This is a genomic window from Heliobacterium mobile (assembly GCF_009720735.1).
GTDB classification, from domain to species: Bacteria; Bacillota; Desulfitobacteriia; order Heliobacteriales; family Heliobacteriaceae; genus Heliobacterium; species Heliobacterium mobile.
The window spans coordinates 97,099-114,466 of sequence record NZ_WNKU01000006.1; the positions used below are offsets into that span (position 1 = coordinate 97,099).

General features: G+C 52.6%; 17 protein-coding genes. 2 read left to right on the forward strand and 15 right to left on the reverse strand.

Annotation, left to right across the window (positions count from 1 at the left end; genetic code table 11):
- Positions 1-97: 97 nt before the first annotated feature.
- From hypD to GJ688_RS07390, 9 genes are all read right to left on the reverse strand, one after another.
- Positions 98-1,210, reverse strand: a complete 1,113-nt coding sequence (gene hypD / locus GJ688_RS07350) for a hydrogenase formation protein HypD (RefSeq protein WP_155475901.1) — start codon at positions 1,208-1,210, stop codon at positions 98-100.
- Complete coding sequence (locus GJ688_RS07355) at positions 1,192-1,446, reverse strand: HypC/HybG/HupF family hydrogenase formation chaperone (protein WP_155475902.1); 255 nt, start codon at positions 1,444-1,446, stop codon at positions 1,192-1,194. The genes hypD and GJ688_RS07355 overlap by 19 nt, the downstream gene beginning before the upstream one ends.
- 4 nt (positions 1,447-1,450) lie before the next feature.
- Positions 1,451-3,847 (reverse strand): carbamoyltransferase HypF, encoded by a 2,397-nt coding sequence (gene hypF / locus GJ688_RS07360; protein ID WP_235910833.1) that lies wholly within the window; start codon positions 3,845-3,847, stop codon positions 1,451-1,453.
- 113 nt (positions 3,848-3,960) lie between these two features.
- Positions 3,961-4,617, reverse strand: coding sequence for a hydrogenase nickel incorporation protein HypB (gene hypB, locus GJ688_RS07365; protein ID WP_155475904.1), 657 nt, complete (start codon positions 4,615-4,617; stop codon positions 3,961-3,963).
- A gap of 2 nt (positions 4,618-4,619) precedes the next feature.
- Positions 4,620-4,967, reverse strand: coding sequence for a hydrogenase maturation nickel metallochaperone HypA (gene hypA, locus GJ688_RS07370; RefSeq protein ID WP_155475905.1), 348 nt, complete (start codon positions 4,965-4,967; stop codon positions 4,620-4,622).
- A gap of 108 nt (positions 4,968-5,075) precedes the next feature.
- The gene (locus tag GJ688_RS07375; RefSeq protein WP_235910834.1) at positions 5,076-5,561 is read right to left on the reverse strand and encodes a HyaD/HybD family hydrogenase maturation endopeptidase; all 486 of its coding nucleotides are present in this window, start codon (positions 5,559-5,561) and stop codon (positions 5,076-5,078) included.
- A 48-nt stretch (positions 5,562-5,609) separates the two neighbouring features.
- Positions 5,610-6,293: a Ni/Fe-hydrogenase, b-type cytochrome subunit gene (gene cybH / locus GJ688_RS07380; RefSeq protein WP_155475907.1), complete on the reverse strand. Its 684-nt coding sequence runs from the start codon at positions 6,291-6,293 to the stop codon at positions 5,610-5,612.
- A gap of 13 nt (positions 6,294-6,306) precedes the next feature.
- Positions 6,307-8,043 carry a nickel-dependent hydrogenase large subunit gene (locus tag GJ688_RS07385; protein ID WP_155475908.1) on the reverse strand — a complete coding sequence of 579 codons (1,737 nt, stop codon included), beginning with the start codon at positions 8,041-8,043 and terminating at the stop codon, positions 6,307-6,309.
- 8 nt (positions 8,044-8,051) lie between these two features.
- On the reverse strand, positions 8,052-9,167 hold the full coding sequence (locus GJ688_RS07390) for a hydrogenase small subunit (RefSeq protein WP_155475909.1): 1,116 nt from the start codon (positions 9,165-9,167) through the stop codon (positions 8,052-8,054).
- Between the two features lie 302 nt (positions 9,168-9,469).
- On the opposite strand from GJ688_RS07390, the gene GJ688_RS07395 reads away from it, so the two are divergent.
- Entirely contained in the window at positions 9,470-10,114 is a 645-nt protein-coding gene (locus GJ688_RS07395; protein WP_155475910.1) for a hypothetical protein, read from the forward strand.
- Between the two features lie 135 nt (positions 10,115-10,249).
- Here GJ688_RS07395 and GJ688_RS07400 read toward each other — a convergent pair whose 3' ends face one another.
- Complete coding sequence (locus GJ688_RS07400; protein WP_170291770.1) at positions 10,250-11,167, reverse strand: MerR family transcriptional regulator; 918 nt, start codon at positions 11,165-11,167, stop codon at positions 10,250-10,252.
- A gap of 349 nt (positions 11,168-11,516) precedes the next feature.
- Here GJ688_RS07400 and GJ688_RS07405 point away from each other — a divergent pair, with 349 nt between their 5' ends.
- A complete protein-coding gene (locus tag GJ688_RS07405; protein ID WP_170291771.1) occupies positions 11,517-12,227 on the forward strand; it encodes a helix-turn-helix transcriptional regulator in 711 nt (236 codons plus the stop codon).
- Positions 12,228-12,370: 143 nt separating this feature from the next.
- On the opposite strand, the gene mdh is transcribed toward GJ688_RS07405, so the two are convergent.
- The 5 genes from mdh to GJ688_RS07430 form a co-directional block, all read right to left on the reverse strand.
- The gene (mdh, locus tag GJ688_RS07410; protein ID WP_155475913.1) at positions 12,371-13,300 is read right to left on the reverse strand and encodes a malate dehydrogenase; all 930 of its coding nucleotides are present in this window, start codon (positions 13,298-13,300) and stop codon (positions 12,371-12,373) included.
- 55 nt (positions 13,301-13,355) lie between these two features.
- Positions 13,356-14,609, reverse strand: coding sequence for an isocitrate dehydrogenase (NADP(+)) (gene icd, locus GJ688_RS07415; protein WP_155475914.1), 1,254 nt, complete (start codon positions 14,607-14,609; stop codon positions 13,356-13,358).
- A gap of 48 nt (positions 14,610-14,657) precedes the next feature.
- Positions 14,658-15,506: a PIG-L deacetylase family protein gene (locus GJ688_RS07420; RefSeq protein ID WP_155475915.1), complete on the reverse strand. Its 849-nt coding sequence runs from the start codon at positions 15,504-15,506 to the stop codon at positions 14,658-14,660.
- 224 nt (positions 15,507-15,730) lie between these two features.
- Positions 15,731-16,615, reverse strand: a complete 885-nt coding sequence (locus GJ688_RS07425; protein ID WP_155475916.1) for an amidase domain-containing protein — start codon at positions 16,613-16,615, stop codon at positions 15,731-15,733.
- A 164-nt stretch (positions 16,616-16,779) separates the two neighbouring features.
- Entirely contained in the window at positions 16,780-17,367 is a 588-nt protein-coding gene (locus GJ688_RS07430) for an indolepyruvate oxidoreductase subunit beta (protein ID WP_155475917.1), read from the reverse strand.
- Between the last annotated feature and the right edge of the window lies 1 nt (position 17,368).

The window sequence follows — 17,368 nt, forward strand, 5'->3', positions numbered from 1 at the left end:
CACAGTTTTTTCAGAAAAACACCTCTGCAGGCGAGTTAAGACGTTCCTATAGAACACCAAAGGATTCGTTCGTCGCTCTCACCGGTACCTGTCATTACTACATTCGTTCATACTTATAATAGGTGGCACAGGTACCTTCTGAGGAGACCATACACGGACCCACGGGGCGGATGGGGTCACAGCCCTTGCCAAAGAGAGCACAGTCGAAGGGACTTTGCTTGCCTTTCACGATCTCGCCACAAATACACCCCTTCGGGATCTGAGTTGGCGGCACGTTGACGGCAAAGCAAGCCTCCGCATCCCATGGAGCATATTCCTGTTTAAGCTTTAGTACACTGCCGGCTACTGTTCCCAGCCCTCTCCATGGGCCGTCGACCAAACTGTAGTACTTGTCCATCGCCTGCTGCGCTACCAGGTTTCCCTCTTCGCGAACGGCACGGCCATACTGGTTGACAACGGACAAATTACCTGTCAAAAGCATATCGGCCAATGTATCGATCGCGGCAAGCAATTCAACAGGCTCAAACCCTGCCACCACGCCCGGTCGCTGCAGTTTGGACGGCAGGAAGTCCCAGGCTTTGCGGCCTAAGATCATGCTCACATGGCCGGGCAAGATAATGCCGTCAATCTGTAGTTCCGGATCAGGCAGCAGTGCCCGGGTAGGCGGCGGTGTCGTCTTGTGCATGGAGTAGAGATAAAAGTTACGGATATCTTCCCGGACAGCCTGTTCCAGCGTCATCACCGCAGTAGGCGCTGTCGTTTCAAAGCCGACACCCAGGAAGATGACGGGGCGATCCGGATTTTCCCGGGCTAACTGCAACGCATCGAGGGAAGAATAGACGACACGCACATCAGCGCCTCGGGCTTTTTCCTCCTGAAGTGTCGTCCGGCTGCCGGGGACCTTCATCATATCTCCGAAGGTGGCCACAATGGCACCGGGCACGGTACTAAAGGCGATGGCTCGGTCAATATCGCTGTAATCACTCACACAGACAGGACAACCGGGGCCGCTCAAGAGATCGACCTCTGTTTTGAGCACCCCGCGCACTCCTGTCCGGGAGATGGCTGCCGTATGGGTGCCGCAAAACTCCATGAACCGGGGCCGACGGCCCAATTTATCAGCTAGGCGCTGTAACCGCTGCCGTGTCGATTCGGCCATCCGACGTCCCAGATCGGGATCACGAAATTGTTTTAGGACTTGTCCGTGCAAGACTTTGCCTCCCCTGTGACAGCCAATATTTCCTCCCACGTTTTGAGGCTCTCCCGGGCAGCTTCCTCATCGAGAATTTCCATGGCATATCCGGCGTGAACCAGCACATAATCACCCACTTTAGCCTCAGGGACCATGGCTAGTCCTACCTTTCGTTTGTTGCCGAAACTCTCCACTTCAGCTAAAAAACCGCCCTCGAAGATGACCGTAATCCGCGACGGTGCTGCAAGACACATTTCCTTATTCCTCCCTCCACAAGCCGATAACCCCTTGACCTAAAGCTAACCCGCCATCGTTCGCCGGCACCCGCCGGGGAATAAACACTTGGAATCCTTGCCGAGACAAGAGGTGGCGAACCATCGTCAATAGATAGGGATTTTGAAAGACACCACCGCCCAAAGCGACACGCTTTAGGCCGGTCTGATCACGGGTACGCTGGACAACCTCTTCGACCATCCGGGCAACCGTATTGTGAACACGGCTTGCCAGCGTCTCGATCATCGCTCCCTGGGCTTTATCCTGGAACAGCGCTTCTAGCACCGGCGCAAAATCGATTTGGTCCTTTTGAATCGCAAAAGGGTAATGACCGAAGGCGAGAGCCTTGTCAACCCAAGCTTCCGTACATAATTTGTCCTCTTCGTAACCTGCTTTCGACTGCTGCGAATGATCAGTAACTCCCAGTCGAAAACGAACTTGTTCACCCAGCTCCAAAGGCGCCTGACCGTCATAGGTATTATCCAAACAGACGCCCAGGATTGCCGAAATGGCGTCAAAAAAGCGGCCCGCGCTGGAGACTTGAGGGCTGTTCAGTTTTTTCTCGACCATCAATCGGGCTTGTTCGATCACTGCTTGCTGATCTGGAAATAGTGTTTTCGCCTGCTCCCATCCTCGCGAACCAAATGCTTCGCCAAGAAAGGCACAGGCTGTCAGCCAGGGGCGGCGGACAGCGGCTTCTCCGCCGGGAAGAAGGACGGGGCGAAGGTGAAACCAGCGCTCGTATGTCTGTAAGTCTCCCGTCAGAATCTCGAATCCCCAGATGGTTCCGTCTTCACCGAATCCAGTTCCGTCGAGAATAACGCCGATGGCCCGATCGGTGACATCATTATCGGCTAACACAGCCGCCAGATGGGCGTGGTGATGCTGCACATCCATCATCACCAAATCCATTTCTTGCGCCAGTTCTGCAGCCAAGGCCGAAATGCGGTATTGGGGATGGAGGTCCCGCAGAACTTGCTTTGGCTTTATATCGAGCAAAGTCTGCAGGTTTTGAAAGCTTTCCAAATAGTTCTGCCGGCCTTCCCGGGTATCGACGTTTCCAATATATTGGCTAAAATAAGCTTCCCCCCGCCCCAAAAGGGCAAAGGTATTTTTCGTCTCCGGTCCGGTGGCCAAAAGACTATGCTTTACCTTTCTCTCCGGCCAGGGTACCGCGATGCCTTCCGGAACATATCCACGAGAGCGACGGTAAAACTGCACTTCCCCATCGATCACCCGGAGGACAGAGTCATCACAACGGCTGATGATATCCCGGTCATGGAGGACAAAGGCATCGGCGATGCTGGCCAGTTGGTCTAAAGCCGCCTCATTATCCCGCACCAGCGGCAGCCCGCTTGGGTTACCACTCGTCATCACGAGCAGATCGATCTGTTCGTCGAAGAGCATATGATGCATCGGTGTATAAGGCAGCATCAGGCCGACTGTTTTTGTTCCCGGTGCAATATTAGCAGGAATTATACCCTTATCAGTACCATAGCCGAGGGGCAAATCCTTACAGCCATTCTTTTGTTCCAGGATTACGATCGGCGCCGCAGAACTGGTCAGCAGCGTTTCCTCCTGTGCACTGACCCAAGCAATCGAACGCACCGTATCCATATCCCGGGCCATGAGGGCCAGCGCTTTGTACGGACGGTTTTTGCGCCGCCGCAATTTAGCCACAGCCGCATCGTTCCGGCCATCACAAACGAGGTGAAAGCCACCGAGACCTTTCAAGGCGATGATGCTTCCCTGGTGGATCATTCGGCGGAAGATCTCATCCCAGGGACCATCCATTCTTTTTCCATCCCGGCTGCATACCCATACCTGCGGCCCACAGTTGGGACAGGCCACCGGCTGTGCGTGAAAACGCCGGTCTAGAGGGTCCTCATATTCCCGGGCGCAGTCTGGACACATGGGAAAAGCATGCATACTCGTAAAGGGACGATCATAGGGCACTTGTCGCACAATCGTAAAGCGCGGTCCACAGTGGGTACAGTTGGTGAAGGGATAGCGGTAGTGCCGATCAAAAGGATCAGCCATCTCCACTCTGCAGGCCGCACATAGGGCAGCATCGGGTGGGATACGGGCAGTTCGATTGGCTTCGTCTGCACTTTGAACAATCGCAAAGCCTTGTAACCCTTGCACGGGGATATCGCAAAGGATAATCTCCCTGACCCGGCATAACTGGGGAGCTTGTTCCGGAAGGGCCTGTAGAAGTTCGTCCACCTGTTCAGGTTCCCCTTCGACAGTTATCTCAACACCAGCAGGCCCGTTTAAGACCCATCCCGATAAACCTGCTTGTTTAGCTAGTTTAAAGACGAAAGGACGAAAACCGACGCCTTGAACTGTTCCAGTGACCCTGATGAACTTGGCGACCTTCAACAGACTTCCCCCCATTCTCTTTACAGCGTTTCTACCACCATCTCTATATACTTCATAATACTTCGAAGTGCTCTATCCATATCTGTACAGGATCTATTGAACGACTAATCCCTTTATTGCTTCTCCGAACGGACCTGGGCCACTAACCAGTCGAGCCACTGTTCCATCCCCTCGCCGGTCCGGGCCGACAGATCAAATCTCGGCAATCCGGGATGGAGCCCTTCTAAATCCACAGCTAATTCTTCCAGATTAAAGTCCGTAAAGGGCAGCAGATCGATCTTGTTCAGGATCATTGCCCCTGCTTCTCGAAACATGAGGGGATATTTCGGAACTTTATCGTTGCCTTCTGTCGTCGACAGGACGACCACTTTCACCGTTTCCCCCAAGTCAAACTCAGCGGGACAAACGAGGTTGCCCACGTTTTCGACGATGAGCAGATCCAATTGCTCCAGTGGAAAAGTATCCAGCACATCCCGAACCATGGCGGCATCGAGGTGACAGGCGCCATGGGTGTTGATTTGAACCACAGGGATCCCGTGGCGGGCCACTCGTTCCGCATCTTTCGTGGTGGCCACATCCCCTTCGATCACAGCCACCTTCAAGCGGTCCTTCACCAAGGCCAACGTTTTTTCCAACAACGTGGTCTTCCCGGCACCAGGTGAGCTCATCAAATTCAAGAAGTAGACACCTTTCTGCCGGAGCTTTTCACGGTTTTCCTCAGCCACAGTCTGGTTCGTGCCGAGCAAGTTGTGACCTAGTTTGATTTGCATCATCAGTCACCTTCAAAATAATCGATTTGTAGTTCCCGCCCTTGAACGATGTCGACAGCCAAGCCGCCGCATTGAGGACAAATGAACAGGTAATTGTCTTCCACTGCAAACTCAGCAGAGCAGCTTTGGCAACGCCCTCGCGTCTCCCGCTCTTCGATTTCCAACTCTGCCTCCGAAGAGAAGGGCGGATATTGGCGAAGGACAGAAAAGGCGAATTGCAGCGCATCGGGCAAGGCATGGGAAAGTTGCCCTACGATGAGCTTGACCTTCTTAACCTGCTGAATATTATGCTTTTTTGCCTCTTTGGCGAGCACATCGACAAGGCTCTCCATCAGAGCCATTTCATGCATGGGTTTCCCTCCTGTAGCATCTTCCACCAAAGGTAGACAAGAGCAGGAAAGGTCACGGCATGACTCCGTGACCCAAAAAACTATTTCTATGCATTCGTTAGGAATATTCTATCCCATCTTGGGCTTTACATCTATATCCCACTGCTCAAGCTGCTCTCGCACCGCCTCAAGGACTTGCGGAAAGACCGACTGTACCGTTGGTGACAGTTGCAGACCCCACTCCAAGTTGTCCGGTTGGACGCCGATGAGGACCATTTCCGGCGGCAGATGCCCCCGGAAGCTGGCTAGTGCCAGCACTTCTTGAAAGCCCATCTGGTGCTGCGACATCTTCACACCCAGATACTGAGGCAGTTCATCACCTTCCAGACGGACAAGGGTTCCTGGTGCCTTGCCCACGTTGACAGCGTCGATACAGAGGAACCGTTCTGCCGATTCCAGCGTATCCAGGAGCAGCAGACCCAAGGTTCCCCCGTCAATCAATTCCACCTCCGGCGGAAAGCTGTACGCTTTTTCGAGAGCCTCAATGGTATGCACCCCGAGGCCCTCGTCGGTGAACAAGAGATTGCCTAGACCCATGACGATGATTTTCTTCATGTTTTTCTGTCCTAACATGTAGTTTGTTCGATTCCGGTCCTAGCAGTATTATTCTTCACAGTGGAATTTATACCCGCTGACCATGGACGATAACGTACCGTTTCGGGCAAACATATCGTGCCGGAGAGAAAGGTACAGGTGTACCACCACAAAGGCCACGATACCCCAGGCCATCATCCGGTGCAACATGTGAACAGTAAAACTAGGCCCAAAGATGTTGAAAACCCAACTGAAGCTGCTGAAAAATCCGTTCGGATGCAGTTCACCATACATGGCGAAGCCGCTGATCGCCATAAAGACAGAACCGACCATGATGAAGCCAAAATAGGCGAGATTGGCTACGGGGTTATGGCCGAGATGCTCCTCTTTATGGTGCTTGAGGAAAAGATAGCTCAGCAGCACATCGAAAAATTCCAGCCAAAACTCTTTTTGCCAGGGCCAATGGTGGCTCCGGGCATACTCGTTGCCGACGAAGGCCCAGTACAGCCGGAACAAGTAGACGGCGACAAAGATGTAGCCTGCGGCCATATGCCACATGAAAGCCCGGCCCATCCAGAAGACAGTTGCCGCATCACCAGTGACGACAGTCGGCCGCAAAACGGGGCTGCCGATGTATAAACCGGTCGCCATCAATAGGACGATGCAAAGGGCATTGATCCAGTGATAGATGCGGACGGGAAGCTCCCAGACATAGACCGTCTTCATACAGGTGAGATTGTTCATATCCTTCATGCCGATCCCCTCCTTAACGCAGGATGTCGACGGTGGTCGTCTCCTGGGTTTCCGTATCGACCAGGTGGGCCGCACAAGCGAGGCAGGGGTCGAAGGAATGGATCGTCCGGAGCAGTTCCAGCGGCTGATCCTGCTTGGCCATGGGTGTACCCACTAGGGCTGATTCGTAAGCGCCTTTCTGGCCTTTGTGATCTTTCGGTGAAGCGTTCCAGGTCGACGGTACCACACATTGGTAATTGGCAATTTTGCCGTCTTTAATGTGAACCCAGTGGCTCAAGGCGCCGCGGGGCGCTTCCGTCAGGCCGACGCCTTTGCAGTCTTTTTCCCAAGTCGAAGGTTCCCATTTTTCACTGCTAAAGGTCTTCTGGTCGCCCGATTTGACGTTAGCGACCAGTTCCTGGAAGAACTTCTTCAGCCAGACCGCAGAAAGTTTCGTCTCAATGCCCCGGGCGGCGGTCCGACCGAGCGTAGAGAAGAGGGCTTCCGGACCGACACCAAGGCCGGTGAGCACCTTATCCACTTCATCCTTGACCAGGTCGTGGGCTAGGCAGTCTTTTTTGGCGTAGGCCACGAGCATCCGAGCCAGGGGACCCACTTCCATCGGATGGTCTTTCCAACGGGGCGACTTAACCCAAGAATAGGCTTTATTAAATTCGCCGGACTCGTCGAGCGTATCATAGGGTGGCTTCGGACCGGTGTATTTGATTTGCGTTTCCCCTTCCCAGGGATGAAGGCCGCTCTTGGAGTTATTGTACCAGGAGTGGTCTGTATACTCCAAGATCTGTTGAGGATCGCGGGGATCCACATCGAGCACTTCTGAGAGGTTTTTGTTGAGTATGGCACCCCGGGGGAAGAGAAATCCAGAGGGATCGTTGATGTGGGTCGTCGGCAAATCGCCGAAACAGAGGAAGTTGCCGAGCCCGCCGCCGTAGGCTGCCGTGTCCTTATAGAAGGAGGCGATAGCCAAGAGGTCAGGGATGTAGACTTGTTCGACAAACTCCATCGCTTCGTCGATGAGCTTGCCGATCAGGTTGAACTTCTCGATATTGATAGCATTATCGCCGTCGATGTTGATCGCCGAGGCCATCCCGCCGACAAGATAGTTCGGGTGAGGGTTTTTCCCGCCGAAGATGGTATGGATCTTAACGATCTCTTTTTGCCAGTTCAGCGCTTCCAGGTAGTGGGCCACCGCCATCAGGTTGGCTTCCGGCGGCAGTTTGTAGGCCGGATGTCCCCAGTATGCGTTGGCAAAGATGCCAAGTTGACCGCTTTCCACAAAAGCTTTCAGCTTGTTCTGAACGTCTCGGAAATAGCCCGCCGTTGACTTGGGCCAGCGGGAAAGGCTCTGTGCCAGTTGGGCTGTCGCTGCCGGATCTGCTTTGAGTGCATTCGGAATATCGACCCAGTCCGGTGCATGGAGATGATAGAAGTGGACCACATGGTCGTGAACATACAGGGCGGTAAACATGATGTTGCGGATCAGTTCCGCGTTTTTGGGGATGGTGATCTTCAGGGCATCTTCAACGGATCTCACGGAGGTGAGGGCGTGGATCGTGGTACATACACCGCAGATGCGTTGAACGAGAGCCCAAGCATCGCGAGGATCCCGATCGCGGAGGATGATTTCGAGGCCGCGAATCATGGTACCGGCACTGGCGGCATCGATGATTTTTCCGCCTTCTACTTTCGCTTCAATCCGTAGGTGACCTTCAATCCGGGTAACCGGATCAACGACGATTCGTTCTGCCATTGATTGTCTCAACCTCCCATGCTGTTTTTGTTGGATTTTCCAGCTTCCGCTTTGTCATGGGCCTTTTTCGTGACTGCCGATAAACCAGCGTGGACGGCAGCACCGGCGACGGCGGCGCCCACAGCGGCAGCACCGAAGGTGTCTACATTCATACCGATTTTTAAGCCAGGCACATCGGACAGATGCGTATAGAGAGACTGACCGCCCGTATTGTCCCAGAAGCCTTTTTCGGAACAGCCAATACATGGGTGTCCGGACTTGATGGGATAACTCAGGCCGCCGTTCCATTCCAAATTGGAACAAGAGTTGTACGTGTTCGGCCCTTTACAACCGACCTTATAGAGGCACCAGCCTTCTTTCGCCCCTTGATCGTCAAAGGATTCCACAAACAATCCCGCATCGAAATAAGCCCGGCGGTTACACTTGTCATGAATGCGGTGGCCGTAGAAAGCTTTCGGCCGGCCTTGACTATCCAGTTCAGGCAAGCGTTCAAAGGTGAGGAGGTGAGTGATCACACCAGCCATGACTTCCGCAATGGGCGGGCAGCCGGGAACATTGATGATCGGTTTGTCCTTGATGATGTCTTGAACGGCCACTGCGCCCGTCGGATTGGGGTTGGCCGATTGGACACAACCAACGGTCGCACAAGATCCCCAGGCGATGATGGCTTTTGCGTTTTTAGCTTCCTCTTTGAGGATGTCCACTGCTGTCCGCCCAGCCAAAACGCAGTAGATGCCATCGTCCTTGGTGGGGATGGAACCTTCGATGGCCAGTATGTAGTTGCCTTTGTTCTCTTCCATGACCTTTTGGGCAGCCGCTTCCGCATGATGGCCTGCCGCCGCCATGAGCGTCTCGTCGTAGTCGAGTGAGATCATGTTAAGAATGATGTCTGCAGCGATCGGATGCTGAGTACGGATAAATGATTCGGTGCAGCAGGTGCACTCTTGTAAGTGGCGCCAGATAACAGGCAATCGCTTCTTCGTTTCTAAGGCTTCAGCAATCTGGTTGGTTGCTCCAGAACCCAGTCCCAGGGATGCCGCCATCACCGTACAAAACTTTAAAAAGTCTCGCCGATTGACACCGCGGCGCTGCAGATGTCCGTAAAAGGTATCCTCCGTTGGCATCTAATCTCACCCCTAAATTTTCTAATTCTTCTCAAAATACGGAAAGCGAACAAAAGATCTCAAACCTCTTGTCCGCTTTGCTCACTGGAAACCCGTACTCTTTATACGCTTTTCCGATTGAGTTAATCTTACCTCGCAAAAAAACGACTGGCAAGCAATAATTACCACTAAAGAAAAGAAATATATTCACATTTCTTTAGTTTGCATTCATTTAAACGATCATTTTATTCATAATAACGGGTCCGCATATTTACCGATTTCGCTGAATATATACCAGTGATATGGAAAAAGGAGGAAGACGCATGAGACACCGCCGACGGGTTCTCTTATGGTATCTTCCACTCTGCTCGTTACTTCCGTTCCTCACGCTCTCTTTGTCGAATACGGAGGCTTATGGGGCGACAAGGCCGGAGATCAATATATCCCAGAACGGGGTTGTTCCCCCATTTAGCAGTTCTTCCACCACTTCTTCGGAAACTCCCCTTTATCAGAGTACCAATACCACAGAGTCAACTCGCCCTCCCGTCAGCAACGTCTTAACGGACGATCAGTTCGTCAATTTGGCGAAAGAAGCCGATAAACACCTAGCCATAGCCCTATTTGTTCAAAACCCGCAGTGGTTGCATGAGAACGGGCTGAAGCCGGTGACGATCAAGAACAAAGATGACTTGGCCAAGCTTTTATCCCCTTACTGGACAGAGGGGGTTATTGAGGATATCTGGAGATCAGGATCCGAGTTCATGCCTGATTTACCTTGGGGATTTTACTCGGAAGGGCCACCCATGCTATTTCTAGCGAAGGACGTGCAAGTGACGGAACACCATCCTTCCCTGTCAAACCCCACAACGGTTACCATCACTAGTATCGTGCCCAACTATTTTGGGGAAGAAGCAAAAGTACAACTACGGCTGGTTTTGACCGACAAGGGTTGGCGGGCTGAGCATTAGTCATCAAAGGTAGGCAGATTATAATTCAAGGGCTGTCATCCGATGAGGGCATCCTTGTATTATTCGGTAGAAAAAAGGAAGGCCACCCTCAAAAAAGGGTAGCCTTCTTCCTCATTCATAGGATTTAACTTTCGATTAATCCAAATTCCGCAACCATTCATCCCAAGCCTCGATCGTTCCACTGATATAGGAATTCCCCAACAGTTCCTGGGCATCGCCGTCATAGTCGATGCCACGTCCACCGATGCAGTTGCGCAGTGGGAACCCTTCTGCTTTAGCGAGTTCGGTCAGATTCTCATGGATGAGCAATACTTCCGGTACGAGCAGACGAGAACCGACAGATAGAGCGATCAGGCGAGGCCGCATCTCTTTGGCCACTTCATAAAGGTCTTCCGTGGGCAGATCCTGTCCTAAATAGATGACACGGAAACCGCGACGGCGCAGGTAGATGGAGAAAATAAGCAAGCCCAGATCATGGTGTTCTCCCGATACACAAGCGGCGACGACGAGAGGAAGCTCCCGGTTTGCCGGCAGAGCGCTCAGCATAGCCGACAGACGAGCCCGGAAAAAGTTGGACGCAAAGTGTTCATGAGCTACTGACACTTCCCGGCGGGCCCACCGCTCACCCAGTTCCTGCAGGATGGGCAGGATCAGCTCAATCGCGACCCGCTCCATGCTGAAAAGACTTAAGGCCTCTTCCATAGCCGCACTGGCTTTTTGTTCATCATAATCGTCCAGGGCTAGGACGATCCGGCGATGCAGTTCACCCAGAGCATCTTTTCCCGTGTCGACCAAGGGGCTGATCGGGCGAAGTACATCACGCTGATGGAGCATTTTAACGGCTTGACCGATCGTCACACCGTTTTTCACCTGTTGCGCCAGCCACTGAATCGTCTGTACGTCTTCCTGAGAATAGACCCGGTAGCCTGCTTTGTTTCGATCTGGATTGATCACTTGATAACGGTGTTCCCAGACTCTGAGCGTGCCCGCAGCGACACCGGTCATTTTTTCAACAGCCTTAATGTTATAGAAACCATGATCCTTCGTACTCATAATCGGCACTCCTTTACCGAATCGTTCTATGACTTGTATTTCAAATTGTAAAGCGAAACCATTATATTTGCTATGACAAAGATCATATTCTGCTTCGATCATACTATGTCGGCAACAATGTATCAAGCGCTAATATAGTGATGGCAATAATTACGTCTTTAACCATGTCTATTACTGTGACATTTTGTCTCAAAGTCCAATCCGATCTCTTACCCGCATATCAGTCGAACTGCCCGCGAATATTGTCATTGTTGCCTTTCTATTTATTTGCACTTCTTTTATAATAGAAAAGGTGATAATACAATTTAAATGACGGACAGTGATGTTCGTTGCAAATGAGGTGAGCAGGGTGTTCGAGGATGCCCAAAAAGTCAGTTCTGTCTTTGCCGATAAAACCAGGTTCTCTATATATCAATTTATAGTCAACCATCCGAATGCCACCTGTACTGTGAAGGATATCGCACAGGAGTTTTCCATACATCCGAACGTGGCTCGCTTGCATTTGTCCAAACTCGAAGAAATCGGGCTGTTAGAGTCCGGCTGGGACCATCAATCGATGCCGGGTAGGCCGGGCCGAATCTATAGGCTTCGCCAAAAAGCGATTTCTCTTCATTTCCCTCCAAGGGAATACCAATTGCTTTGCGAACTTACTCTTGATGCTTTAAGTGAACTCGGTGACGGCGCCATGGCGTCGTTGGAAAAGGCCGGGTACGTCCAAGGCGTTCGCATGGCCCAAGCTGCTTTGGCAACTCCAAGCCGGAACATGGCTGACGATTCCCACCCTTTTTCGGAATTGCAGTCCATCGAATCGTTATCGGTATCGGTCGTGAGTCATGATGAGACGAAGACGATCATCCGTCTGCGCAACTGCACCTTCCGGGAAGCTGCAGAGAGGTACCATCCTTTGACCTGTGCCCTGCACCGCGCTCTCCTGCGCGGCATCTGGGAAACACTTTATGTACCTGTGGAGATTGAAGCGCTGACCTGTCAAGCAACCGGTGACAGCTCCTGCGAGCTTTGTGTCACACCGAAGTTTTGTGGCACAACCGTTAGCGCCTAATCTCGTTGAACATACCCTTTCATCATCACCCCTATCATAAAAAAGCGGGCCGATCCCTAGAGGGACCGGCCCGCTCTCTTCTTGTTGTTCGAAGCGGGATTGTTGTAAGTTAGCAGAAATCCTTACACCGTTTCCGTTTACGATTAGTATCCGGTGACAGCGATCAGGCTTTTCACAGATTCAACCGATTTGGCCAACAGCGTTTTTTCTTCATCGGCCAGTTCGATCTCAAAGACTTTCTCCACGCCTTTGGCGCCGAGCATGACGGGGACGCTGGTGTATACGCCTTCATAGCCGTATTCGCCATTCAGATAAGCGGCGACAGGCAGGATCCGTTTTTTGTCCTTCAAGATGGATTCGACCATCTGGATGACAGAAGCGGAGGGTGCATAATAGGCAGAGCCGGTTTTCAGGTAGCCTACGATTTCAGCACCGCCGGTGCGAGCACGTTGTACCATGGCTTGAATTTTGTCTTCCGGCAAGAGTTGACGGATGGGAATACCGCCTACATAGGTGTAGCTGACCAGGGGAACCATGTCGTCGCCATGACCGCCGAGCACAAAAGCGCTGACGTCTTCGACAGAGCAACCCATTTCCATAGCGATGAAGGTTTTATAGCGGGCCGAATCGAGAATCCCGGACATACCGAAGACACGGTTCGTCGGGAATCCGCTGGCCTTTTGAGCGACATAGGTCATCGCATCGAGGGGGTTCGAGACGATGATGATGATGGCATTCGGCGAAACGGCAGCAGACTTTTTCGCACAGTCGGCCACAATTTTGGTGTTCGTGGCAATCAGGTCGTCGCGGCTCATGCCGGGTTTGCGAGCAATGCCGGCGGTGATGACGATGACGTCGGAGTTTGCCGTATCGGCGTAATCGTTGGTACCGATGATGTTGGCATCAAAGCCTTCTACCGGGGAAGCTTCCATCAAATCCAAGGCTTTTCCTTGGGGAACTCCTTCAACCACATCGAGGAGGACGATATCCCCCAGTTCTTTGGATGCAGCCCAGTGTGCCGCAGTGGCGCCTACGTTACCGGCACCGATGATGGTAATCTTTTTGCGTGCCATTTTGTTGTTTTGTCCCCTTCCTGGCTCCAACGTAGCCAAATATGTTAGTCGCCTGTTAGCAGGTCATCCGGTCGATGACAGCTTGGGCGAATTCGGACGCTTTTACTTCTTGGGCGCCTTCGATCTGGCGGGCCAGGTCGTAGGTGACCACCTTATCTTGGATGGCGGCTTCGAGGCCTTTGATAATCATATCGGCCGCTTCTTGCCATCCCAGGTGTTCTAACATCATTACACCCGATAGGATGACCGATCCGGGGTTGACTTTATCCAACCCGGCGTACTTAGGTGCAGTTCCATGAGTGGCTTCAAAAACGGCGTATTCATCGGATATGTTACCACCTGGGGCGATGCCGAGTCCGCCTACTTGCGCGGCGAGCGCGTCCGAAAGGTAGTCCCCGTTGAGGTTTGTCGTGGCAAGCACGTCGTACTCGTCGGGACGGAGCAGAGCCTGCTGGAACATATTGTCGGCGATTCGATCTTTGATGACGATTTTGCCTTCAGGGACTTTACCGTTGTAGGCATCCCAGAGGTCCGCTTCGGTGATCGTCAGATCGGCGAATTCGCTTTTAGCTAATTCATAACCCCAGTCTTTAAAGGCACCTTCAGTAAATTTCATGATGTTGCCTTTGTGAACCAAGGTGACACTTTTACGCTTATGGTCGACGGCGAATTGGATCGCTTTGCGGATCAACCGTTTGCAGCCCACTTCGCTGATGGGCTTGAGGCCCAACGCGGTGCCGTCTTTGAGGATCTTGACGCCCAGTTCATTGCGGAAGAAATCCACTGCTTTTTGGGCTTCTGCCGAACCGGCTTTCCATTCGAGACCGGCATAGACGTCTTCGGTGTTTTCGCGGAAAATGACCATATCCACTTTTTCCGGCGCCTTCACCGGGCTCGGTACCCCTTGGAAATATCGAACCGGGCGGACACAGGCATAGAGGTCCATCACTTGACGGAGCGTCACGTTTAAGGAACGGAAACCACCGCCGACGGGGGTTGTCAAGGGACCTTTGATGCCGACACGAAACTCCTTAAAAGCTTCTACCGTTTCATCGGGCAGCCAGGTGTCATAAAGGTTTTTCGATTTTTCACCGGCGTAGACTTCCATCCAGGAGATGCGCTTTTTTCCGCCGTAGGCCTTTTCCACGGCAGCATCAAAAACAGCTTGTGATGCGCGCCAGATATCGGGACCCGTACCGTCTCCCTCGATAAAAGGGATAATGGGCTGATCGGGCACCTGGAGTTTGCCATTGACATACTGAATGGCTTCTCCCTGCACAGGAACCTGAGCGTATTTGTACTCAGCCATGTTCAACGAGACCCTCCCTATTCTGTCTTTCTTCCTACGCGAAACTTTTTATTCGAAAAGTTCGCTGCGCATTCCTTCCCCATCATCCCGCAAAGGGATCTGTGGAAACACTTGATGGTAATATTCAAAGGAACGCAATTGATCCAGTTCCGGATCGTCGATAGAGGGGCCGCTGAGATATCCGATGCGGCGGATGGACCCGATCTGGGTCTGGTGACAATCGATGGCGGCCCGCTTCTGCGGCAGGTACTGACGGACCGGTACAGCCACGTGTATCTGTGAAGTAGGACGGCTAAAGCCTCGTCCCATCGTTCGACTCATGCCGGGATGCAAACAAATATAGTATAAGTATGGGCATTGATACGGCTCATATCCCCGATAAGCATCGGTCGAACCACTCAGCAGGTATGCCATCGTAGCGTAGTGGCCGATCGACGTGTGATCTTTGTGCCCCGACAACCCCTCCGGTCCAAAGGTGACCAGAACGTCGGGACGATAGCGGCGAATCAATGCGATCACTTTTCCGACGATTTCCCATGGAGGCGCCACATTCGTGTCCTGGTCACGGTAGTCCAAAAAGTGAAGCTGATCGATTTGCAGCACCGCACAGGCCCGGCGTGTTTCCTCTTCCCGGAATTGTCCAAGATCCTCAGGCCAGCAAAGGGGTGGGTCGCCACACTTGCCTGCTTCACCGCGGGTCGCGCAGACCAGCACCGTTTCAGCGCCCAAATCCTTGTACCGGGCTAAGGTCCCCCCCATGCCGAAAGATTCGTCATCGGGGTGAGCGAGGATCGCCATCAGCCTTTTGCCGGCAAACCGCTTCTCCCTGTTTGTCTCCAGTTGACCATCCCTCCTGATCCATTCAGCCTGTTCAACCGCCCCGGGTCCTCCAAGCATCGATGTTCAGAGGCCCCTCATCCCTATCGTTACCTATACTAGTCTCTTTTTGGGAAAAAGTCAAAGCGTGCCATATTCGTTTCCATTTTCTGGTGCACCGATTGTCAGACCAGTAAAGGACCCAAAATTTACTTACTTATCTTTCGACAAATTTCGGGAAACTCCTGCAAGAGATTCCTTGTTTCATAAAATTTTGTGCTAAATATTACATGCTTTTTTAATAGTCATCCCATTTGATAGATATGCACCTTTTCGCCCGATGCCTGCATCGCATAGATTGTTCCGTACATGGACTGGCTGTTCGTGTCATCGGTCTGGGCGGCGAGTAACCAGTCGTTTTCCGTCTTGCGAACGAGCATCAGCGTATGATAGGGTGCCCCATTAGGATACGCCAATTGGATAAAATCGCCCCGTTCCAGCACCTGCCACCACCTCGGCCAATTCTGGATGATCTCTTGGGACGAATGCAGGGAGTACTGGGATACCCGTTTCGACCAGTGGTTTCGGAAGGCCGTCGTCACTTTCCAGGTCAAGGTGATGCGACGGTCGCCGTCCCGGTCGGTGGCACCAGGCTTGCACCACCAGTACTGAGCCCAGGTGTAGCGTTCTAAAGGACCTTCAATCCAGGGCATTCCGCCGGCGAAAAGGCATTGGGATATGAAGTTGGCACAATTCCCACCTTCCCCGGGCTGATCGTCAAAATCAGGATAGGCAGGGTTATGGTTTTTGTAGTAGCGATTGGCATAGGCGACGGCGGCGTCGCGGTCGTAGTTTTCCACCTGCGCCCGGAGCTTCGGGGTACTTTTTTGGGGACAACGCAGTTGTGCGGTCACTGCCTGCACCAGACTCGAATCAGAGAGAAAAAAGAGGGACTCGTGCAAGTACCACTCCAGCAACTCTTTCCGGCTGTGCGACTGCGGCTCCCCGATAAGTTTTTCTAAGATGAAAGCGACCGTATGGCGGGATCGCTCTTCAAAGGGGCTCTTTTCTGCAGCCATAAGCGGGGCCAGCCATTGGCGTAACTCATTCATTTTGCCGGTTTTGAAGGTTACGTCATTTCGAATGATTTCATCTAATACATCCCGGAGTTCTCCCAATCGAATGGTCATATGATTACCTCCCGTCTTGCCTGATTCCTCCTTTTAACTTATGTCGGGGGATTCGGGAAGGCTTTCCCCTCTGAAAAAAGAGAGGCCCCTGCGTCGGCATTTGGCCGGAGCAGGGGCTTCTCTGCTTATTTCATGGCATAGGTCCTTTTGAGGTTTCTTGTTCGCTAGGAGCGACTGATATAGTCGTAGCCGGCTTGGAAAGCCTTGCGGTTCAGTTCCAGGAAACGAGCCGGCACTCTAGCTTCTAAGGCTTCATCCCAGCTTTGTCGGGGAATGTCCATGGACGCCGCCAAGACGCCCATCAAGACCACGTTGCTGGCTTTGGCATTACCGAGACCGGTAGCGATTTCGAGAGCCGGTACGATGGTGACCTTTTCGACACGCTGTTGAATATCATCGAAGATAGTTTCCGGATAGGTAGCCGTGCCGATGAGCACCGGCAGAGGCTCGATCTTCTGGTCGTTGATGATGAGGGTGCCGCCCGGTTTGAGCATGTGGGCCCAGCGGTAGGCTTCCAGCTTTTCGAAAGCGACCAGCACGTCTGCTTCACCAGGTTCGATGATCGGCCCGTACACTTTTTCGGCGATGCGCACCTGTGTGACGACGGAACCGCCCCGCTGGGCCATCCCGTGGATTTCAGACATTTTCACGTCAAAGCCCTGGGCAAGAGCGACATGGGACAAGATTTTCGATGCCAGGATGGTCCCTTGTCCGCCGACGCCGACGAGGAGTATGTTCATCCCTTGCTTCATC